Source organism: Photobacterium sanctipauli (assembly GCF_003026495.1).
Classification (GTDB): domain Bacteria; phylum Pseudomonadota; class Gammaproteobacteria; order Enterobacterales; family Vibrionaceae; genus Photobacterium; species Photobacterium sanctipauli.
In genome coordinates this window covers 47,440-67,306 of the sequence record NZ_PYMA01000023.1, presented here as the reverse complement: position 1 = coordinate 67,306, position 19,867 = coordinate 47,440, and the positions used below count along the sequence as shown (strand labels likewise).

Here is a 19,867-nt window from a genome sequence, read left to right as displayed (position 1 = left end):
ATGGTCAACTATCGTCCCATCTTGTTCGTGATCGGGCTGGTCTTATCCAAGATCGCCCTGTTCATGTACATCCCGACCCTGGTGGCATTTGTCACCGGGACCGCGGGATTTATCGACTTTGCCACCGCGGTGCTCATTACCCACGCCGTCGCCTTTGTTTGCCTGACCGTGGGCCGTGGCAGCGAGTTTAAGCTAGGGGTGAGGGACATGTTCCTGATCACCACTTTGGTTTGGACTATCGCCAGCGCGTTTGCCGCCCTGCCGTTTGTCTTTATCAACCACATTAGCTTTACCGATGCCTATTTCGAGACCATGTCCGGGATCACCACCACCGGCTCTACCGTGCTCAGCGGCCTGGATACCATGGCACCAAGCATCCTGCTTTGGCGATCGACCCTGCAATGGCTTGGCGGGATTGGGTTTATCGTGATGGGGGTAGCCATCTTACCAATGCTCAACGTCGGTGGTATGCGCCTGTTCCAAACCGAATCCTCGGATTGGTCGGATAAAAGCTCACCGCGCACCAAAAGCGTTGCCAAGAATATCGTTAACGTCTACCTCAGCCTGACGGGGTTATGCTTTGTCGGCTACCTACTGACGGGAATGAACACCTTCGATGCCATCAACCATGCGTTTACCACGCTATCGACGGGGGGCTATTCCACCTCCGATGGGTCGATGAACCATTTCTCGAACAGCGCCCACTGGGTCGCTATTTTGTTCATGTTCGCCGGCGGACTGCCGTTCTTGCTGTTCGTGCAAGCCATGCGCAAAAAAGATCCGCAACCGCTGTTAAAGGATGCGCAGATCAGGGGGTTCACAATCTTGGTGCTTAGTGCCGGCCTGGCAGTCGCACTGTGGCTAACCTGGCAGCTCGACTATGCCTTTATCGACGCATTCCGGGTGTCGCTGTTCAATATCATCTCGGTGGTCACCACCACCGGCTTCGGCCTTGATGACTTCACGGCCTGGGGGCCGTTCCCGACGATCATCTTCGCCTTCATTATGCTGGTAGGGGGGTGCTCAGGTTCGACATCGGGCGGGATCAAGATTTTCCGCTTCCAGGTGGCCTTTGCCTTGCTGCGCAAGCAAATGATGCAGTTAATCCACCCTTCGGGCGTCTTTATCCAACGCTATAACTCACGCCCGGTGACCGATGGCATTGTTCGCTCCGTGGTGGCCTTCGCCCTGACGTTCATCATCACCATCGTGGTGGTTGCCGCGATTTTGGGGATGCTAGGTTTGGATGCCATCACCAGCATCACCGGGGCAGCCACTGCCGTCGCCAATGTCGGCCCGGGAATGGGGAATGTTATCGGCCCAACGGGCAACTTTGCCACCCTGCCGGACTTGGCCAAGTGGACCCTGAGCTTCGGCATGCTGATGGGGCGCTTGGAGATCTTGACGGTGTTGGTACTGTTCTTCCCGGCCTTCTGGCGCGACTAGGCGCCGATACGCCTTCAAAGCTACACACCAGAACCCAAAAGAGAGCCCGCGGCTCTCTTTTTTGTTATTAGACAGGCTTAACATAGCAGTATATGGCAAAGAAATGGCATACCGTGCCGCCCAAGACAAACAAGTGCCAGATAGCATGGTTGTACGGGATCCGCTTATTGACGTAAAACACCACCCCCAACGAATAGATGATGCCGCCCGCAGCCAACAGTACCAACCCACCGGTCGATAGCGACACTGCCAACTGATAGATTGCCACCAACGACAGCCACCCCATGGTCAGGTAAGTCACCAGCGACAGCCGCTTGAAGCGATAGACAAAGACAATCTTGAGGATGATCCCCACCAGCGCAATGCCCCAAATCACCGCCGTCAGCCCCATCGCCAGCGGGGTGCGCAAGGAGATCAGTAAAAATGGGGTATAGGTGCCAGCAATCAACAAATAGATGGCACAATGGTCAAAGGTTTTAAGCGCCCTTTTGGCCCGCTCGAAGGGGATCGCATGGTAAAGGGTGGAGGCCAAGTAGAGCAAAATCATGCTGCCGCCGTAAATACTCAGGCTAGCAATGCTCATCGCATCGGCATCCAGCCGAATGGCCTGAACCAACAGCAACACCAAACCGACGATGCCAAACACCATTCCCAGTCCGTGGCTTACGCTGTTGGCTACTTCCTCTTTAACCGAATAACCGGTCTCTGTCGCTAGCTGCTTATCCATTTGTTTAATCCCAAAAATAGAGTTAAAGCTCAATAGATAAGCAGTATGGCACAATTAAGCGTACATGTGTACGCTGAAATAAATAATTCTTACAATCGGGGAGTGCTACGGCACGGGCGGGCTCACGTTACCTGATCCAAAAACTCAAGCACTTGCTGGCCAGCCTGCTGCGGGTGGAGGTTCGCCGGCAATTCGCAATGGCGCTTCAACTCCCCGCGTCCCAGCAATCCGGCCAACATGCCAGACAGCCCCCGCTGGCGGCGATCCACTTCAAACCAGAGCTGCAAGCTCTCTTCGTCGCGGTAGGCCACCACTTCCAACTCACGCCAACGGCCATGGTATGGCCCCGATACCGGGACAAACTCAAATTCTTGGACAAAGGGTAGGGCAAAGCCGCTGGCGGCCTCGCATTCCACCTGGCGAATGCGAAGTCCCGCCAGCTCAAGGGCGTTGAACACCCCATCCATCAAGGGATCGGGGCGCACGGTCAGGCCGTCTTGATCTTTGGGGTCGATAGCCATCGGAATATCCAACTGGGTTTCCAGCCAAACCTTGGCATCGCCAATCGTGATCGGGGTGTTGTAAGGCAACGATAACTCGACATCGAAATGGCGAACCTCATCGGCTGCAATGGTGAAAGCATAGGGCAGGGACCAATCGGCCAGCACGCAAGTTTGGCTGACCTTTTCTTTGCGATGCTGGCTATCGCCGCGGCTCACCTCCACCTCTTCCTCATAACGGCAGCACAGCCGTAGGTGGATGTTATCGATACTCTGCTCAACCTTGCCGCCATGGACTTGGACATCGACGTTAAGCACATCGCCGGGGATCAACACATCATGCTGAACCACGGCATCCACCCGTGCCGCACCGATGCCTACACTGGCTAAGCTCTTTCGAAACAATGACATCTGCATCTCCCTTGCTCTGGATTGGCAGCCACCTGGCGGACTGCACAAGAATATGAAAATCAATTAATATTGCCGACAACATACCATGGCTGCAACCACTTCCTCTGTGATATGCCTCAGATACAAAAAAACGAAGCCTTGGCTTCGTTTTTCAAGCTGGGAGCAAGCACCCGCTATTTCAATAGTGCGATGGTTGCCTGGCGGGCAAGGTCGGGATCCCGTGTCATGATGCCATCGACAATTTGCTGGTGAATATCTAGCTTCAGCAAACGCTCGCGGGTAATCACCCGGAAATAGCTTTCAAACACGGCCTTGAACAAGTTGCCGAACGGGCTGATAAAGTGGTTGCCGGAAGCAAAATAAATAAGCTGGTGGAAACGGGTATCGACCTCGACCCACCGCTCCTGATCAAACTGCTCGCCCAGCGCGTGCATCTCTGCCATCAGCGCTTGCAGCTCTGCCCGATCTTCGTCGCTGGCATTCAAGGCGGTCAATGCCGCCGCTTCCGGCTCCAGCGAGATCCTCACCCGCTGAAACTCACTGACCAAGTCTTCATGCTGCTCAAAGTTGAGCCATGCCAGCAAGTCTTGATCCAAATAATTCCAGTTTCGCTTGGGCAGCACCCGTGTTCCAATCCTTGGCCTTGGTAACACCATCCCCTTGGCGGCAAGCATCTTGATCGCCTCGCGAATCGCCGTCCGGCTGACACCGTACATTTCGCCAAGCTCCACTTCGCCGGGCAGGATGTCACCGGGGGCGGTCTCGCCGCGTAAAATTTGCTGCCCGATGGACTCGGCCAGTTTATAAGACAAGTTACGGCTGTTCACCAACCGCTGCTGATCCTGTTCCATCTTTTCCCTCCTAGGCTGTAGTTATCGTCCCGGTCGCATATCTATCCGGCCAGGCGTTTATTGCCAGCAAGGCTGCATTAGACCACAAAGTATCTTCGGATAAACCCGTTATCTTCACAGATGAAAGGATCGCCGTCATTTATCGCTTCCCATATCACTTAGACAGGAAAAAACCGCCACCGGAATGGTCAATAATCACTCGACTTGAGCATAGCTTATTGCTATTCTCGCGGCGAAAAAACAACCCACCCACTTCCCCTGCACAGGAACGGCTCAGCCAACAAGAAAAAGGCGGGGGATGTCAGTTTAATTTTGGCCACGGAAGCGCCTGACTATAGGTGAATAATGCGCCCAACCTCTTTTGTCAGGACCAGTACACCACGCAGCCCAGCACGCCTGCGTACCACCTCCCATGCCCCGATGTTCAAGGCAAAGCAACCAACAGCCACTGTTGAGAAGCTACCAGCCCAGTCGGTAAGCAAAACGCCAAGCCTGCACAAGCCAGCCAATGGCCAGCAAGCAGCGTAACGCCAAAGGCAGCCCAACATGGGCTGCCTTTTGTTTGTATCGTGATCAGGTTTGTTATACCGTTACCCCTACTAAAATTATGACAATAGAATCCAACCGATTCATTCAGCCTTTATTTTGTGGAGTAGATTATGAAGACCCACCGCGTTAACGAACTGATCGAGCTCATTCAGCCGGAATGGCTAAAGGAGCCGGATCTGAACCTGGTCGAGTTCCTGCTAAAATTGGCAGAAGAAGCCAAATACGAAGGCAAGCTTGAAGAACTGACCGACGACGTACTGATTTACCACCTGAAAATGCGTAACAGCAACAAGCAGGAGATGATCCCGGGTATTGCCAAAGATTGCGAAGATGACTTCAAGTCCGCGATCCTGCGCGCCCGCGGTATCATCAAGTAACTACCTTCCAAGCCTGGCTGGTTGCTCAGCCTGCCAGGCTTTATCCCCGCTTTTCCATCGCCTTCTTCTTCCCGTACAGCACATCGTGCTGCCCAAACTATGACCTTGCTAGAGTAATCTGGCGACAGGCTGCGTTATACTGCTGCGGTAACATTTATTTACCAATTACAACTTAACGATTACAACAACCCGGCAAAGTACCGGTGACAGCTTCCCCGTAGCAGGGGGAAAGCCAAGGAAAGTAATGTCATGAGCCAAGAAAAGATCAAGATAAAGGATATCACCCCGAAGACGTTCAACCCCGACACCCACAAAGGGAAGGGCGATCGCTTCAATCCCAACAACCGGATCTATGTCCGGGCCGTCAAGGGGATCTACCAGCAGCTGCGCCAGAAGATGGGCTGGGTGCTGATGCTCTTATTCCTCGGGATCCCCTGGATTCCCTATGGTGACCGCCAGGCCATTTTGCTTGATATCGGCCAGCAGCAATTTAACTTTTTCGGTACCACCCTCTGGCCGCAAGATCTCACCTTGCTCGCAACCCTGTTCATGATTGCGGCCTTTGCCTTATTTTTTGTCACCACTTTCCTTGGCCGGGTCTGGTGTGGCTATTTTTGCCCGCAAACCGTTTGGACTTTCATCTATATCTGGTTCGAGGAAAAGCTCGAAGGCTCCGCCAACAAGCGCCGCAAGCAAGACACGTTAAAGCCCACCAGCAAATTGCTACTGCGCAAAACCCTTAAGCATATCGCCTGGCTGGCCGTGGCCCTGGTAACCGGACTTACGTTTGTTGGTTACTTCCTGCCAATCAAGACCCTGGTGATTGAGTTCTTCACCTTCAGCACCAGCTCTTGGGCCGCGTTCTGGGTGGTTTTCTTTACCATCTGCACCTATGCCAACGCCGGATGGATGCGCTCTATCGTCTGCATTCACATGTGCCCGTATGCACGCTTCCAATCGGCCATGTTTGATAAAGATACCTATATTGTCGGCTACGACACCGCCCGCGGCGAAACCCGTGGCCCACGCCCGCGGAAAAAGGATCCGAAAGCCCTTGGGCTCGGCGACTGTATCGACTGCAACCTCTGTGTTCAGGTTTGCCCGACCGGCATAGATATCCGCGACGGCCTGCAGTATGAATGCATCAACTGCGGTGCCTGCGTTGATGCCTGCGACGAAACCATGGCAAGAATGGGGTACGAAAAACGCCTGATCAGCTATACCACCGAACATAAGCTCGAAGGCCACAAAACCAGTGTGATGCGTCCCAAGCTCCTCGGCTATGGCGGGGTCATGGTGGCAATGGTCGGGCTATTCTTTTACTTGCTGGCATCGGTGCAGCCGATGGGGCTTGATGTGTTGCGTGATCGCAACCAGTTGTTCCGTATCAACAACGCGGGGCTGGTAGAGAATACCTATACCCTGAAAATCCTCAACAAAACCCAGCAATCGGCCACCTTTACCCTGTCGGTGTCCGGCATTGAGGACATTGAGTGGTACGGGCCGCAAACGGTCACCGTCGACGGTGGCGAGGTCTTCACCCTGCCTGTCAGCCTAGGGGTTGACCCGTACCTGCTGCAATCGCCCATTGCCGACATCACTTTCACCCTGACCCGCGACGATGACGTCCAGCTCAGTACCGAGAGCCGCTTCATTGGCGAGTTGCGCTAACCGGCTTGCCTGAACGCAAAATAGTGTAAAGATAGGGCCGGCAACGGCCCTTTTTTATTATGATGCAATGGCCAAGCAATTGTTTACACGGAAGTTAGAGAACCCTGCCGCGAACCCGCGATTAGGTATATACTCGACAGCAATTGATTATTCTTATTGCGGAACCAGTCTAATGACTCAACACAACGGTTTTAGCTTTGCCGACCTTAGCCCCGACTTGCTGCTTGATGCCCTCGATACCACGGGGATCCGGGCGGAATCCGGGCTGTTGGCGCTCAATAGCTACGAGAATCGGGTATACCAGTTCACCGCCGAAGACGGTGCCCGCTATGTGACCAAATTCTACCGCCCGCAGCGTTGGACGGATGCCCAAATAGCAGAAGAGCACCAGTTTACCCTGGAGCTGGCAGAGCAGGAGATCCCTGTCGCCGCCCCGATTGCCATCAATGGCCAGACCCTGCACCACCACAACGGCCATCGCTTCGCCTTGTTCCCAAGCCTTGGCGGCCGCCAGTTCGAGGTGGACAACTTTGACCAGCTGGAATGGGTTGGCCGCTTTCTGGGCCGGATTCACCGCGTCGGGCAGCAACAACCTTTTGCCGATCGGCCGACAGTCAGCATGGAAGAGTATGTCTACCAGCCGCGGCAGGTACTAGAGCAAGCCGAGTTCATTCCCGAGCACCTCAAAACGGTATTTTTTGCTGATCTCGACATGCTGATCAATGAGCTCGAGCAACACTGGCACACCCACTGGCAGCCTATCCGCCTCCACGGCGACTGCCACCCGGGCAATATCCTGTGGCGGGACGGGCCGCTGTTTGTCGATCTCGATGACGCGCGAAACGGGCCAGCCGTGCAAGACCTATGGATGTTGCTCAACGGCGAGCGCCACGATCAAATCGCCCAACTCGACACGATTTTGGAAGCCTATAGTGAATTTGCGGATTTTGATCAATCCCAATTGAAACTGATCGAGCCTTTGCGCGGTCTTAGAATGGTGCACTATATGGCTTGGCTGGCGCGACGCTGGCAGGATCCAGCCTTCCCGCAAGCTTTCCCGTGGTTTGCCGATGCGAAATACTGGGAAGGGCAGGTACTGGCATTTAAGGAGCAACTGGCGGCCCTGCACGAGCCGTCACTATCATTGATGCCTCAATGGTAATCAAAACCAACAACAATGATTTTTCGTCTTTTATCAGGGAGTAAATCGAAACATGTTTAAGAAACTACTGGCGCTGGCGAGCGTCGCACTACTGTCTTTCTCGGTACAGGCCGCCAAGTTCAACGAAGGCGACCACTACAAGGTACTGGACTTGCCACAAAGCAACAGCCCGCTGGTTACCGAGTTCTTCTCGTTCTACTGCCCGCACTGTAATAGCTTCGAGCCAATGATCCAGCAGCTGAAAAAGACCCTGCCGGATAATGCCAAACTACAGAAGAACCATGTGTCTTTCATGGGCGGCGCGATGGGTAAATCTATGAGCAAGGCATACGCCACAGCCGTGGTGTTGGGTGTTGAAGACAAGATGACCCCGGTACTGTTTGCCCGCGTGCACGACATGCAAAAGCCGCCTCGCAACGATAAAGAGCTGCGCCAAATGTTCATCGATGAAGGTGTCAGTGCCGAAGACTTCGACGGCGCCTTCAACAGCTTCGCCGTCAACTCGATGGTAAACCGCTTTAACAAGGCGTTCCAAGACAGCGGCCTAACTGGCGTGCCTGCGGTAGTGGTCAACAACAAGTACCTGGTACAGACCGGCAAGATCCGCTCAGCCGACGAGTACTTCGAGCTAGTGAACTTCCTGCTGACCAAGTAAGGCGTTCAAAGGGTCATTGGGCCCATCGCTTCCACAAAAGGGCCAATCGGCCCTTTTGTTTTTTCGGCTACACCACCTGCGCCGTCAGCTGCTTGAGCAGCCTATCCATCGCCCGATACCCCAACGCCTCCGCCAAGTGGCCCCGCTCAATCCGCTCCTTGCCAGCCAAGTCGGCAATGGTTCTGGCCACCTTGATGATCCGGTGGTAGGCACGGATGGACAGCCCCAAGCGGTGCAACGCCGTCTCAAGAAACTCCGCATCGGCCTTATCCAGCGCGCAATGGGTGTCCAGCTCCCGTGTCGACAGCAGCGCATTGATTTTGTTGCCCCTTGCCATCATGGTCTCCCTGGCAGAGTGCACCCGCTGGCGTATCAGGCTGCTCGGCTCACCACGCTCACCGCCCTCGGCCAATGTCCCCCTAGGCAGGGCGGGGATCTCAATCGACATATCGAACCTATCAAGCAAGGGGCCGGATAAGCGCCCCAGGTAGCGTAGTATCGCCTGCGGGTTGGTCCGGGCTTGGTTGCCCTCGTAATAGCCCGTCGGGCTGGGATTCAACGCCCCGATAAGTTGGAAACGCGCCGGAAAGGTTGTTTTGCTGGTGGCGCGGGATATGACAATTTCACCGGACTCCAATGGCTCGCGAAGCGAGTCGAGCACCTTGCGCTCGAACTCCGGCATTTCATCGAGAAACAAGATCCCGTTGTGGGCCAGCGAAATCTCGCCCGGTCGCGGTACCGAACCACCGCCGACCAAGGCGGCCATCGAGCTAGAGTGATGGGGAGTACGGAACGGGCGCTGGCGCCAATTGCCCTCGTGGATCGATTGGTTGGTCAGCGAGGCGACGGCGGCAGTCTCCATCGCCTCGCTAACACTCATGTCCGGCAACAAATCACACAGCCGCGAGGCCAGCATGGTTTTCCCGGTTCCCGGCGGCCCGAGAAACAGCAAATTGTGGCCACCCGCGGCGGCGATCTCCAACGCCCGCTTGCCCTGCTGCTGGCCGATAATATCTTGCATATCCCGCCCAGAAGGTTTCTCGGCAGCCCCGCTGTGCTCGCGGGCACGCAATTGCAGGCTATGCTGGCCATTTAACTGGCCGCATACCGCCAGCAAGTCCGGGGCCGACTTATGCTGCTCCCTTGCAACCAGCCCCACCTGATCGCCGTTGGCATCAGGGACGATGAGACACCGCCCGGCACTTTTTGCGGCCAGTGCCGCCGGCAGCGCCCCCTTGACCGGACGAAGCTCGCCAGAAAGTGCCAATTCCCCCAAAAACTCGTAACTTTGCAGCTTGTTTGCGGGTATTTGACCGGAAGCTGCCAGTATCCCCAACGCGATGGGCAAATCAAACCGCCCGCCTTCCTTGGGCAGGTCGGCCGGGGCAAGGTTCACCGTGATCCGCCGCGAGGGGAACTCGAAATTGGCATTGACGATGGCGCTGCGCACCCTGTCCTTGGCCTCCTTGACACTGGTCTCAGGCAAGCCGACCAAAGTTAGGGCTGGCATTCCGTTGCTAATGTGGACCTCCACGGTCACCGCGGGCGCATTCACCCCGACACAGGCACGGCTATGGATAATCGCAAGACTCATGAAACAATCACCCTGATGATAGATTAATCAACTAAGTTAATGAAAATAGTGTGTTTGGTTTCATCAATAGCCTATTTATGCAGCCAGTTTGCAAAATAATTTACAGTTTTTGCTTGTCATGCGAGCGATGTCTGTGTTACCACTTAGGTAAAGCAAAACACAAACATTAAAACTGGACAGACAGTCAATGCAATTTACCGCCAAAGCGCTCGTGCTCATTATCAACGTCATCGTGGTGATTATCTCACCGCGACGAGGGCTGGCAGGCGTAAATTAGCAACAAACACAACTACGCAAAAAAGCCCTCGCACCGAACGGTACGGGGGCTTTTTTTTGAACATTTACTGGAAATACGCTGAAAAAGACATCAGCGACTATCGCAAGCATGGAAACGGGAGAGCAGCGATGACAGGAGCAGAGTTAGTCGTACACGCGCTGCAGCAGCAGGGGATAAAAACAGTTTTTGGCTATCCGGGTGGCGCGATCATGCCTATCTACGATGCCCTCTATGACGGCGGGGTCGAGCATATCCTCTGCCGCCACGAGCAAGGTGCCGTCATCGCCGCTATCGGCATGGCGCGGGCAACCCAGGACGTGGCTGTTTGTATGGCGACTTCGGGGCCAGGCGCCACCAACTTGGTGACCGGCCTTGCCGATGCGTTCTTGGACTCGGTACCGATGGTTGCGATCACCGGCCAGGTTGCCAGCTCGCACATCGGCACCGACGCCTTCCAGGAAATGGATGTGATCGGCATGTCGTTGGCCTGTACCAAGCACAGCTACCTGGTGACCGACATCAACGAGTTGGCACCGACATTGGCCGAAGCCTTTGTGGTTGCCAAAGCAGGCCGCCCGGGCCCTGTTATTGTCGATATTGCCAAGGATGTGCAGTTGGCCGAAGCACCAACGGATATTGTCGCGGCCATCACGCCACCAGCCATCCCTGTTGCCTCTAGCGAGGCGGTTGCGGCAGCCCAGGCGGTATTGTCCCAAAGCAAGAAGCCTGTCATGTATGTGGGCGGCGGGGTGCAAATCGCCAAGGCAACCGACACGGTACGCAGCTTCCTGAAAATGAACCCGATGCCGTCGGTCAGCACCCTCAAGGGGCTGGGTACCATCGAGCGCCATGATCCGCACTATCTGGGCATGCTGGGTATGCACGGCACCAAGGCAGCCAACCTCATTGTACAAGACTGTGACTTGCTGATTGTCGTCGGCGCCCGTTTCGATGACCGCGTGACAGGCAAGCTAGATACCTTCGCGCCCAACGCCAAGGTCATTCACATTGACATCGACGCTGCCGAGTTCAACAAGCTGCGCCACGCCGACGCACCGCTTCGCGGCGATATCAATACGATTCTGCCCCAGTTGGAGCTGGCACAGGATATCAGCCCATGGGTGGCATACAGCGAAACGCTACGCCGCGACAACAAGTGGCGCTACGACCACCCGGGCGAGCTGATCTATGCCCCGCTATTGCTGAAGCAGCTATCGGACATGATGCCGGACAGCAGCATGGTATCGACCGATGTCGGCCAGCATCAAATGTGGGCGGCGCAGCATATCCAGCCGCGCGCCCCGCAAAACTACATCACCTCTGCCGGGCTGGGCACCATGGGCTTTGGTTTGCCTGCCGCAATGGGCGCCAAGGTTGCCCGCCCCGACGATGAATCGATCCTGATCACCGGCGACGGTTCGATCATGATGAACATCCAGGAGCTCGGCACCCTTAAGCGCCGCCAGATCCCGGTCAAGATTGTCCTGATCAACAACCAGCGCCTCGGTATGGTCCGCCAATGGCAATCGCTGTTCTTCGATGGCCGCCATAGCGAAACTATCCTTGATGACAACCCGGACTTCGTCAAACTGGCGGAAGCGTTCGATATCCCGGGCAAGACCATCACCACCAAGGACGAAGTCGGCCCCGCGCTGCAAGAGATGCTGACAAGTAAGACCTCTTATTTATTGCATGTCGTTATATCAGAAGAAGAAAATGTATGGCCGCTGGTTCCGCCGGGCGCCGCAAACCAAGACATGCTGGAGAATACCTAATGGAAAGATATTTACTCGACATCAAGGCCAATGATAAGCCAGTATTGCTAGAGCGGATTTTGCGGGTGATCCGTCACCGTGGTTTTATTATTAAAAAAGTAGACGCGACTCAAAATCACGAGAGCAAGATAGCCAGCATTTATATTATCGTAGATAGTGATCGTCCCATTACCACGCTTCTAAACCAAATCGAGAAGCTTTGGGATATACGTACCGTCGATACCACACTATTAGAAAACCGAGATTAGTTTTTAAGGAAGGAACAAAAGATGGCAAATACAGCGGATTTTATCTGGTTCAATGGTGAAATGGTTCCTTGGGCTGACGCCAATGTCCATGTACTGACCCATGCAATGCACTACGGCACCTCGGTCTTCGAAGGCATTCGCTGCTATAACACGCCGAACGGTCCTGCAGTGTTCCGTCACAAAGAGCACATGGAGCGTTTGAAGAACTCGGCCAAGATCTACCGCTTCCCGATCCCATACAGCACCGAAGAGCTGATGGAAGCCTGCCGCGAGACCCTTCGCGTCAACAAGCTAGAATCCGCCTATATCCGCCCGCTAGGTTTTGTCGGCAACGTTGGCCTTGGCGTATGCCCGCCGGCCGATACCGAAATGGAGCTGATCATCGCAGCCTTCCCGTGGGGTTCCTACCTGGGCGAAGAAGCACTGGAAAACGGTGTTGATGCCATGATTTCAAGCTGGAACCGCGCCGCGCCAAACACCATCCCTACCGCGGCCAAGGCCGGTGGTAACTACCTATCGTCGCTACTGGTTGGCGGTGAAGCGCGCCGCCATGGCTATGCCGAAGGTATCGCATTAAGCGTGGACGGCTACCTGTCTGAAGGGGCAGGGGAAAACATCTTCGTGGTACGTAATGGCGTGCTATCCACACCGCCGGCAACCAGTGCCATCCTGCCGGGTATCACCCGCGACACCATCATGATCCTCGCCAAAGAAATGGGTTATGAGATCCGCGAGGAAAACATTGCCCGCGAAGCACTGTACCTTGCCGATGAGATCTTTATGACCGGCACCGCGGCCGAGATTGTACCGGTACGCTCTGTTGACCAAATCACGGTCGGCGAAGGCAAACGCGGCCCAGTCACCAAGCAGGTGCAAGAGGCCTACTTCGGCCTGTTCAATGGCAGCACCGAAGACAAGTGGGGTTGGCTAGACCCAATCTACCCATCTGAAACCAAGTAAAGAATATATGCCTGCCCGCCAAACCGCGGGCAGCCAGCAACAAAGCAAAAGGATTTTTTTGTTATGCCCAAGTATCGCTCCGCCACTACCACCCACGGCCGTAACATGGCCGGTGCCCGCGCACTATGGCGCGCCACAGGCGTAAAAGACGAAGATTTCGGTAAGCCAATCATTGCCGTCGTCAACTCCTTCACCCAATTCGTTCCGGGCCACGTCCACCTGAAAGACCTTGGCCAGCTGGTTGCCAGGGAAATCGAAGAAGCGGGTGGTATTGCCAAAGAATTCAACACTATCGCGGTTGATGACGGTATCGCGATGGGCCACGGCGGTATGCTGTACTCACTGCCTTCGCGTGAGCTAATCGCCGATTCGGTCGAGTACATGGTGAACGCCCACTGTGCCGACGCCATGGTGTGTATCTCGAACTGCGACAAAATCACCCCGGGAATGCTGATGGCCTCGCTGCGCCTGAATATCCCGGTGATCTTCGTATCGGGCGGCCCGATGGAAGCAGGCAAGACCAAGCTGTCGGATCAGATCCTTAAGCTTGATCTGGTTGATGCCATGATCCAAGGTGCCGATCCCAATGTTTCCGATGAGCAAAGCGAGCAGATCGAACGCTCTGCGTGCCCAACGTGCGGCTCGTGCTCGGGCATGTTCACCGCCAACTCGATGAACTGCCTGACCGAGGCGTTGGGCCTAAGCCAGCCAGGCAACGGGTCGATGCTGGCCACCCACGCCGACCGCGAACAACTGTTTATCAACGCCGGTAAGCGTGTTGTCGAGCTGACCAAGCGCTACTATGAGCAAGACGACGAAAGCGCGCTACCGCGCAATATCGCCACCAAGAAAGCATTTGAGAATGCGATGGCATTGGATATCGCCATGGGCGGTTCGACCAATACCGTCTTGCACCTGCTGGCCGCGGCACAAGAAGGTGAAATTGATTTCACCATGGAAGACATCGACCGTATGTCCCGCCGCGTTCCCCATTTGTGTAAGGTGGCCCCGTCTACCCAGAAATACCACATGGAAGATGTCCACCGCGCTGGTGGGGTTTACGGCATTCTGGCAGAGCTGGATCGTGCCGGCCTGTTCCACAGCGAGTGCTACAACGTGCTTGGCGAGCAGTTCGCCCAAAGCTTCAAGCACTACGATATCGTCCAGACACAATCCGAAGACGTGAAGTCCTTCTTCCGTGCCGGCCCTGCCGGGATCCGCACCACCCAGGCCTTCTCGCAAGATTGCCGCTGGGATACGCTGGACGATGACCGTGAAAACGGCTGTATCCGCAATAAGGAGCACGCCTTCAGCCAAGACGGTGGCCTTGCGGTCCTATCCGGCAACATGGCGCTAGACGGCTGCATCGTGAAAACCGCGGGCGTTGACGAAAGCTGCCTCACCTTTACCGGCCCGGCGATTGTATTCGAAAGCCAGGAAAGCGCGGTTGAAGGGATTCTGGGGGGCAAGGTCAAAGCCGGCGACGTGGTGGTGATCCGCTACGAGGGTCCGAAGGGCGGCCCGGGCATGCAGGAAATGCTATACCCGACCACCTACCTGAAGTCGATGGGCCTAGGCAAAGAGTGCGCCCTGATCACCGATGGCCGTTTCTCAGGCGGTACCAGCGGCTTGTCGATTGGCCACGTGTCGCCGGAAGCAGCCAACGGCGGTACTATCGGCTTGATCAAGGACGGCGACACCATTGCCATCGATATCCCGAACCGCACCATCGACCTGCAAGTCGACGATGCCGAACTGGCCCAGCGCCGTGCCGACACCGAGCAACGCGGCTGGAAGCCTCTTGACCGCCAACGCGAGGTCTCGTTTGCCCTGCGTGCCTATGCCAACCTTGCCACCAGCGCCGACAAAGGGGCGGTACGTGACAAGTCCAAACTAGAAGGATAACCCATGATGAGCGAAGTAACCCAGGCCAAGGATGTAGAGCTATTAAGCGGAGCCGATTACCTTCGCGATATCCTCCGAGCACCAGTATACGAGGTGGCGCAAGTCACCCCGTTACAGGGAATGGATCGCTTGGCAGCACGCATTGGCAACCAGGTACAACTCAAGCGCGAGGATCGCCAGCCGGTCCACTCGTTCAAGTTGCGCGGTGCCTACAACATGATGGCGCAACTCACCCCGGCACAGCGCCAAGCCGGGGTCATTGCCGCCTCCGCGGGTAACCATGCCCAGGGGCTGGCGATGTCCGGCAAGCACTTGGGGGTGTCGGCCACTATCGTCATGCCGCGTACCACGCCCGATATCAAGGTCGATGCGGTACGCAGCTTCGGCGGCAATGTTGTCTTGCACGGTGGTAATTTCGACGAAGCCAAGGCCCATGCGGAGTCGTTGGCCGCCCAGCACGGCTATACCTTTATCCCGCCGTTCGATCATCCGGCAGTCATCGCTGGCCAGGGCACGATTGGGGTTGAGCTGGTGCAACAAAACGGCCACCTCGACTACATCTTCGTCCCGGTTGGCGGCGGCGGTTTGGCCGCGGGTGTCGCCGTGCTGATCAAGCAGCTCATGCCACAAATCAAGGTCATCGGGGTTGAAGCCGAAGACTCTGCCTGCCTCCATGCCGCCTTGGATGCCGGCCAACCGGTTACCCTCGATCAGGTTGGGATGTTTGCTGATGGTGTGGCGGTAAAACGCATCGGCGAAGAGACCTTCCGCCTGTGCCAACAGTACCTCGACGATTCCATCACGGTCAGCAGCGATGAGATTTGCTCGGCCGTGAAGGATATTTTCGAGGATACCCGGGCCATTGCCGAGCCTTCCGGGGCATTGTCGCTGGCCGGATTGAAGAAGTATGCCGAAGCAGAGCAACTTCAGGGCAAGCAACTGGCTGCCGTACTGTCGGGCGCCAACCTAAACTTCCACGGCCTGCGTTATGTTTCTGAGCGCTGTGAGCTGGGTGAAAAGCGGGAAGGCCTGTTGGCGGTGACTATCCCGGAGCGTCCGGGGGCGTTCCTTGATTTCTGCCACATCCTGGGCGGCCGTGCCGTCACCGAGTTCAACTACCGCCATAATGACGACACGCTCGCCAATGTGTTTGTCGGTGTCCGCTTGATGCAGGGGCAGGAAGAGCTCGACAGCATCATTCAGGATCTGCGCAAGGGCGGCTACCCGGTCGTCGACCTGTCAGACGATGAAATGGCCAAGGTTCACGTGCGCTACATGATTGGTGGCCGGCCGGCCAAACCGCTCAATGAGCGCCTGTACAGCTTTGAGTTTCCCGAGTACCCGGGCGCTTTGTTGAAGTTCCTCAACACCCTAGGCACCCACTGGAATATCAGCTTGTTCAACTACCGTAACCACGGTGCCGATTATGGCCGGGTATTGTGCGGGTTCGAGCTGGAAGAAAAAGACTTGCTATCGTTCACCAGCCACCTGCGTGAGCTTGGCTACCAGTGGAAGGATGAAACCGCCAACCCTGCTTACCAGTTCTTCTTGGCCCAGTAAGCAACTCGGCAGCACATAACTTAAAAAGCAGCCTAAGGGCTGCTTTTGTATTTCTGTCACTTGGGGGCAGAAATATAGTCAATACAGGCTTGCACCTGGTTTAGGTGAGATTTCAGCATCTCGGTTTGCAATGGCTCGGGCAACTTGCCATACAGGTTGGACAACTGCTGCCAGTAGTGGCTGCCGTTATCTTGCCCTTGCTCGACCATGATATCGCCAATGAACCACTCAAGGGGACGGCCAGTCAACAATGCAATTTTCAGCAGGGTCGTGATCCTCGGTTCGGTTTTGCCCGATTCAAGGTCCAAATACGTCTGCCGTGCAATATCAAGCTTCTTGGCCATCACTACTTGAGATAATTCTTTCCATTCGCGCGCCTCACGGATCTTGGATGCTATTTGCGACTTCGCGATTTCCATGGATTATCCTCTGTTAATTATTCGTCCTTTTCATCCACCATGGCGCTGCAAATTGTGATATTCAGCAGTGTCATAACATTGAAAAAGCAGCAAATTATCTAACAGAATCACCATAATTCACGGCAAATACGCATAAAACGTGAATCTATACATTCAATGTCTACCAAAGCAGACAATTTGGTTTTTTGCTTGCATATCTATGTATACAAGTCGACGCATACCAACAAGCAGCACATTGGCATTTTGCTTTGCTATCTGTCTTTCTGCGTCAATGCGCGGGTATACTCCGCCATAAAACCGGCAAGGTTAATACTTTGCTGCAAAATCACATTCCTGGCCGAGTGGGGCAGGCGGCTGAAATACTGCAAAAGGCGATCAATTTCCTCTTTGTATTCGCTTTCGAGAATTTCTATCCCCTCGTCGCCATAGACGAACCAGGTCAGCGGTCGCTCGGTGATCTCCGAAATTTCAGATAGCACCCTCACTTTTGGCTCGGTCTTTCCCGTTTCCAAATCTAGATAGGTTTGCCGCGCAACTTTCAGTTGCTGGGCCATGTGAACTTGCGTCAACCCCTTCCACTCTCGGGCCTCTTTGATACGAGCAGCAATTTGGGCTTTAGGATCTGTCATGTCTTACCTCCAATACACCAAAATGAATAACGCCTAGCTTTCATTACTGGATTGCACAACATAAGCCAACTTGACAAAAACACTTAAAATCAACCAAAAACAAAAACTTAAAAAACACCCTCTCAATATGAATTGTAAATTGATTCGCAAAACGTGATCTTGGTGCCTATATTTCTTATTTCGCAAAAAACCACCACCTCTGTCTAGATAGTAGACCTCAGGGTTAACAAAATAGAAAAAAGGCACCGCTCAGGGTGCCTTTTCTTAAAAGTGAGAATCGTCTTATTTATTAGACAACCTCGCTACTTACTCAACCGTTACCGCTTTGGCCAGGTTGCGAGGTTGGTCGACATCCGTACCCTTGATCAGGGCCACGTAGTACGACAACAGCTGCATCGGGATCGTGTAGTAGATAGGTGCTGTGATCTCGCTTACATGCGGCATGGTGATGATCTTCATGGTCTCATCCGCCTCGAAGCCCGCATCCGCATCCGCAAAGACATACAGCAAGCCGCCGCGGGCACGCACTTCTTCGATGTTCGACTTCAGCTTCTCCAGCAGCTCGTTGCTTGGCGCCACCACGACAACCGGCATATCGGCGTCGATAAGCGCCAGCGGGCCATGTTTGAGCTCACCGGCAGCATACGCCTCAGCGTGGATATAGGAGATCTCCTTTAGCTTCAGGGATGCTTCCATCGCGATTGGGTAGAACTCGCCACGGCCAAGGAATAGGGTATGGTGCTTATCGGCAAAATCCTCGGCCAGCGCCTCGATTTCCTTCTCAAATGACAGCGCGGCATTGATCTGTTTCGGCAACGCATGCAGTGCCTCAACAATCTCTTGCTCTTTCTCCGCACCAATCAGTGCTTTCTGCTTGCCCAGTGCGGTAACCAGCATCAGCAGTGCCGATAGCTGGGTAGTAAAGGCCTTGGTTGATGCCACGCCAATCTCGACCCCGGCACGGGTCATAAAGGCAAAATCAGACTCGCGAACCAACGAAGAGCCGGCTACGTTACAAATCGTCATCGCCGCCATGTAGCCTTTTTCCTTCGCCAGGCGAAGTGCCGCTAGGGTATCGGCCGTCTCACCCGACTGAGAAAGGGTGATCAACAAGCTATTCGGACGGGTGACGAACTTGCGGTAGCGGAACTCAGACGCGATCTCGACATCACAGCTAACCCCAGCCAAGTCCTCGAACCAATAGCGGGCTGTCATACCTGCATTATAAGACGTACCACATGCCACGATCTGGACATGCTCAACCTTGCTCAGGATTTCCGCGGCATTCACACCGATAGACTCCGTTACCACGCTGTCGGCGGTGATGCGGCCTTCCATGGTGTTGATCAGCGCGGTTGGCTGCTCGTAAATTTCTTTTTGCATGAAGTGGCGGTATTGGCCCTTGTCGCCGGCATCATGCTCGGCATTGGACTCGGCAATTTCACGCTCGACACGCTCACCAGTCGCATCAAATACCGTTACCTCACGGCGGGTAATTTCTGCCACATCGCCTTCTTCCAGGTACATAAAGCGGCGGGTAACATTGAGCAGCGCCAGCTGATCAGACGCCAGGAAGTTTTCACCGACGCCGAAACCAATCACGATAGGGCTGCCAGAACGCGCTACCACCACGCGGGATGGGTCTTTGCGATCAAGGGCAACGGTACCGTAGGCACCTTCCAACTGCTTCGCGGTTTTTTGCACGGCCTCCACCAAGCTTGCCGAGCTGCGCAGCTCCCACTCGACCAAATGGGCAATCACTTCGGTATCGGTTTGCGAGGAAAACACGTAGCCGCGCTCAACCAGCATTTCACGCAACTCTTCGTGGTTTTCGATAATACCGTTGTGAACAATGGCAATATCACCGGACATGTGCGGGTGGGCATTGGCCTCGGACGGCTCGCCGTGGGTCGCCCAGCGGGTGTGGGCGATACCCGTACCGCCAACCACATCTGCCGCCTCTACGGCATCCGCCAATTCCTGCACCTTGCCAAGGCGGCGCACGCGGGTTAGGTTAGCCTCGCTATCCACAACCGCGACACCGGCTGAGTCATAGCCACGGTACTCAAGGCGGCGTAAGCCCTCTACCAGAATTTCAGCGACATCACGCTGTGCTACTGCGCCAACAATCCCACACATAATCAATTTGCT

The 19,867-nt window shown here is 55.1% G+C and carries 18 protein-coding genes; 11 read left to right on the top strand and 7 right to left on the bottom strand.

From position 1 onward, the window contains the following. Complete coding sequence (locus C9I98_RS24075; RefSeq protein WP_036822819.1) at positions 1 to 1,446, top strand: TrkH family potassium uptake protein; 1,446 nt, start codon at positions 1 to 3, stop codon at positions 1,444 to 1,446. A gap of 67 nt (positions 1,447 to 1,513) precedes the next feature. On the opposite strand, the gene trhA is transcribed toward C9I98_RS24075, so the two are convergent. From trhA to C9I98_RS24060, 3 genes are all read right to left on the bottom strand, one after another. Continuing rightward, complete coding sequence (trhA, locus tag C9I98_RS24070) at positions 1,514 to 2,173, bottom strand: PAQR family membrane homeostasis protein TrhA (protein ID WP_107272567.1); 660 nt, start codon at positions 2,171 to 2,173, stop codon at positions 1,514 to 1,516. A gap of 122 nt (positions 2,174 to 2,295) precedes the next feature. Beyond that, positions 2,296 to 3,084 (bottom strand): sporulation protein, encoded by a 789-nt coding sequence (locus C9I98_RS24065; RefSeq protein WP_107272566.1) that lies wholly within the window; start codon positions 3,082 to 3,084, stop codon positions 2,296 to 2,298. A 173-nt stretch (positions 3,085 to 3,257) separates the two neighbouring features. Beyond that, a complete protein-coding gene (locus C9I98_RS24060) occupies positions 3,258 to 3,935 on the bottom strand; it encodes a FadR/GntR family transcriptional regulator (protein WP_107272565.1) in 678 nt (225 codons plus the stop codon). A gap of 345 nt (positions 3,936 to 4,280) precedes the next feature. Between C9I98_RS24060 and C9I98_RS24055 the strand changes: the two genes are divergently transcribed. From C9I98_RS24055 to C9I98_RS24035, 5 genes are all read left to right on the top strand, one after another. Then, positions 4,281 to 4,463: a hypothetical protein gene (locus tag C9I98_RS24055; RefSeq protein WP_036825646.1), complete on the top strand. Its 183-nt coding sequence runs from the start codon at positions 4,281 to 4,283 to the stop codon at positions 4,461 to 4,463. A gap of 131 nt (positions 4,464 to 4,594) precedes the next feature. After that, the gene (locus C9I98_RS24050; protein ID WP_036825643.1) at positions 4,595 to 4,861 is read left to right on the top strand and encodes a YihD family protein; all 267 of its coding nucleotides are present in this window, start codon (positions 4,595 to 4,597) and stop codon (positions 4,859 to 4,861) included. 249 nt (positions 4,862 to 5,110) lie between these two features. After that, positions 5,111 to 6,532 carry a cytochrome c oxidase accessory protein CcoG gene (gene ccoG, locus C9I98_RS24045; protein ID WP_107272564.1) on the top strand — a complete coding sequence of 474 codons (1,422 nt, stop codon included), beginning with the start codon at positions 5,111 to 5,113 and terminating at the stop codon, positions 6,530 to 6,532. A 172-nt stretch (positions 6,533 to 6,704) separates the two neighbouring features. Beyond that, positions 6,705 to 7,694, top strand: coding sequence for a serine/threonine protein kinase (locus C9I98_RS24040; RefSeq protein ID WP_036820641.1), 990 nt, complete (start codon positions 6,705 to 6,707; stop codon positions 7,692 to 7,694). Positions 7,695 to 7,746: 52 nt separating this feature from the next. Next, positions 7,747 to 8,349 carry a thiol:disulfide interchange protein DsbA/DsbL gene (locus C9I98_RS24035; protein WP_036820638.1) on the top strand — a complete coding sequence of 201 codons (603 nt, stop codon included), beginning with the start codon at positions 7,747 to 7,749 and terminating at the stop codon, positions 8,347 to 8,349. Between the two features lie 67 nt (positions 8,350 to 8,416). On the opposite strand, the gene C9I98_RS24030 is transcribed toward C9I98_RS24035, so the two are convergent. Continuing rightward, positions 8,417 to 9,943, bottom strand: a complete 1,527-nt coding sequence (locus tag C9I98_RS24030) for a YifB family Mg chelatase-like AAA ATPase (RefSeq protein WP_036820635.1) — start codon at positions 9,941 to 9,943, stop codon at positions 8,417 to 8,419. Positions 9,944 to 10,348: 405 nt separating this feature from the next. Here C9I98_RS24030 and ilvG point away from each other — a divergent pair, with 405 nt between their 5' ends. The 5 genes from ilvG to ilvA all read left to right on the top strand — a co-directional run bounded on the left by ilvG (position 10,349) and on the right by ilvA (position 16,668). Next, on the top strand, positions 10,349 to 11,995 hold the full coding sequence (ilvG, locus tag C9I98_RS24025; RefSeq protein ID WP_107272563.1) for an acetolactate synthase 2 catalytic subunit: 1,647 nt from the start codon (positions 10,349 to 10,351) through the stop codon (positions 11,993 to 11,995). Beyond that, entirely contained in the window at positions 11,995 to 12,243 is a 249-nt protein-coding gene (ilvM, locus tag C9I98_RS24020) for an acetolactate synthase 2 small subunit (protein WP_036826113.1), read from the top strand. Before ilvG ends, ilvM begins: the two co-directional genes overlap by 1 nt. 21 nt (positions 12,244 to 12,264) lie before the next feature. Beyond that, positions 12,265 to 13,203, top strand: coding sequence for a branched-chain-amino-acid transaminase (gene ilvE / locus C9I98_RS24015; RefSeq protein WP_036826114.1), 939 nt, complete (start codon positions 12,265 to 12,267; stop codon positions 13,201 to 13,203). Between the two features lie 63 nt (positions 13,204 to 13,266). Next, positions 13,267 to 15,108, top strand: coding sequence for a dihydroxy-acid dehydratase (gene ilvD / locus C9I98_RS24010; RefSeq protein ID WP_107272562.1), 1,842 nt, complete (start codon positions 13,267 to 13,269; stop codon positions 15,106 to 15,108). A 6-nt stretch (positions 15,109 to 15,114) separates the two neighbouring features. Beyond that, a complete protein-coding gene (ilvA, locus tag C9I98_RS24005) occupies positions 15,115 to 16,668 on the top strand; it encodes a threonine ammonia-lyase, biosynthetic (protein ID WP_107272573.1) in 1,554 nt (517 codons plus the stop codon). 56 nt (positions 16,669 to 16,724) lie between these two features. Here the strand turns inward: ilvA and C9I98_RS24000 are convergent, their stop codons facing one another. The 3 genes from C9I98_RS24000 to glmS form a co-directional block, all read right to left on the bottom strand. After that, positions 16,725 to 17,087 carry a helix-turn-helix transcriptional regulator gene (locus C9I98_RS24000; protein ID WP_036824976.1) on the bottom strand — a complete coding sequence of 121 codons (363 nt, stop codon included), beginning with the start codon at positions 17,085 to 17,087 and terminating at the stop codon, positions 16,725 to 16,727. 251 nt (positions 17,088 to 17,338) lie between these two features. Continuing rightward, entirely contained in the window at positions 17,339 to 17,716 is a 378-nt protein-coding gene (locus tag C9I98_RS23995; protein ID WP_036824974.1) for a helix-turn-helix transcriptional regulator, read from the bottom strand. A 306-nt stretch (positions 17,717 to 18,022) separates the two neighbouring features. Further along, positions 18,023 to 19,855, bottom strand: a complete 1,833-nt coding sequence (gene glmS / locus C9I98_RS23990; protein WP_107272561.1) for a glutamine--fructose-6-phosphate transaminase (isomerizing) — start codon at positions 19,853 to 19,855, stop codon at positions 18,023 to 18,025. Positions 19,856 to 19,867: the final 12 nt, after the last annotated feature.

What these genes read in the sequence shown, in the direction of transcription:
- C9I98_RS24075 (WP_036822819.1), top strand. Translation starts at nt 1, where the DNA reads ATGGTCAACTATCGTCCCATCTTGTTCGTGATCGGGCTGGTCTTATCC.
- trhA (WP_107272567.1), bottom strand. Translation starts at nt 2,173, where the DNA reads ATGGATAAGCAGCTAGCGACAGAGACCGGTTATTCGGTTAAAGAGGAA.
- C9I98_RS24065 (WP_107272566.1), bottom strand. Translation starts at nt 3,084, where the DNA reads ATGTCATTGTTTCGAAAGAGCTTAGCCAGTGTAGGCATCGGTGCGGCA.
- C9I98_RS24060 (WP_107272565.1), bottom strand. Translation starts at nt 3,935, where the DNA reads ATGGAACAGGATCAGCAGCGGTTGGTGAACAGCCGTAACTTGTCTTAT.
- C9I98_RS24055 (WP_036825646.1), top strand. Translation starts at nt 4,281, where the DNA reads ATGCGCCCAACCTCTTTTGTCAGGACCAGTACACCACGCAGCCCAGCA.
- C9I98_RS24050 (WP_036825643.1), top strand. Translation starts at nt 4,595, where the DNA reads ATGAAGACCCACCGCGTTAACGAACTGATCGAGCTCATTCAGCCGGAA.
- ccoG (WP_107272564.1), top strand. Translation starts at nt 5,111, where the DNA reads ATGAGCCAAGAAAAGATCAAGATAAAGGATATCACCCCGAAGACGTTC.
- C9I98_RS24040 (WP_036820641.1), top strand. Translation starts at nt 6,705, where the DNA reads ATGACTCAACACAACGGTTTTAGCTTTGCCGACCTTAGCCCCGACTTG.
- C9I98_RS24035 (WP_036820638.1), top strand. Translation starts at nt 7,747, where the DNA reads ATGTTTAAGAAACTACTGGCGCTGGCGAGCGTCGCACTACTGTCTTTC.
- C9I98_RS24030 (WP_036820635.1), bottom strand. Translation starts at nt 9,943, where the DNA reads ATGAGTCTTGCGATTATCCATAGCCGTGCCTGTGTCGGGGTGAATGCG.
- ilvG (WP_107272563.1), top strand. Translation starts at nt 10,349, where the DNA reads ATGACAGGAGCAGAGTTAGTCGTACACGCGCTGCAGCAGCAGGGGATA.
- ilvM (WP_036826113.1), top strand. Translation starts at nt 11,995, where the DNA reads ATGGAAAGATATTTACTCGACATCAAGGCCAATGATAAGCCAGTATTG.
- ilvE (WP_036826114.1), top strand. Translation starts at nt 12,265, where the DNA reads ATGGCAAATACAGCGGATTTTATCTGGTTCAATGGTGAAATGGTTCCT.
- ilvD (WP_107272562.1), top strand. Translation starts at nt 13,267, where the DNA reads ATGCCCAAGTATCGCTCCGCCACTACCACCCACGGCCGTAACATGGCC.
- ilvA (WP_107272573.1), top strand. Translation starts at nt 15,115, where the DNA reads ATGAGCGAAGTAACCCAGGCCAAGGATGTAGAGCTATTAAGCGGAGCC.
- C9I98_RS24000 (WP_036824976.1), bottom strand. Translation starts at nt 17,087, where the DNA reads ATGGAAATCGCGAAGTCGCAAATAGCATCCAAGATCCGTGAGGCGCGC.
- C9I98_RS23995 (WP_036824974.1), bottom strand. Translation starts at nt 17,716, where the DNA reads ATGACAGATCCTAAAGCCCAAATTGCTGCTCGTATCAAAGAGGCCCGA.
- glmS (WP_107272561.1), bottom strand. Translation starts at nt 19,855, where the DNA reads ATGTGTGGGATTGTTGGCGCAGTAGCACAGCGTGATGTCGCTGAAATT.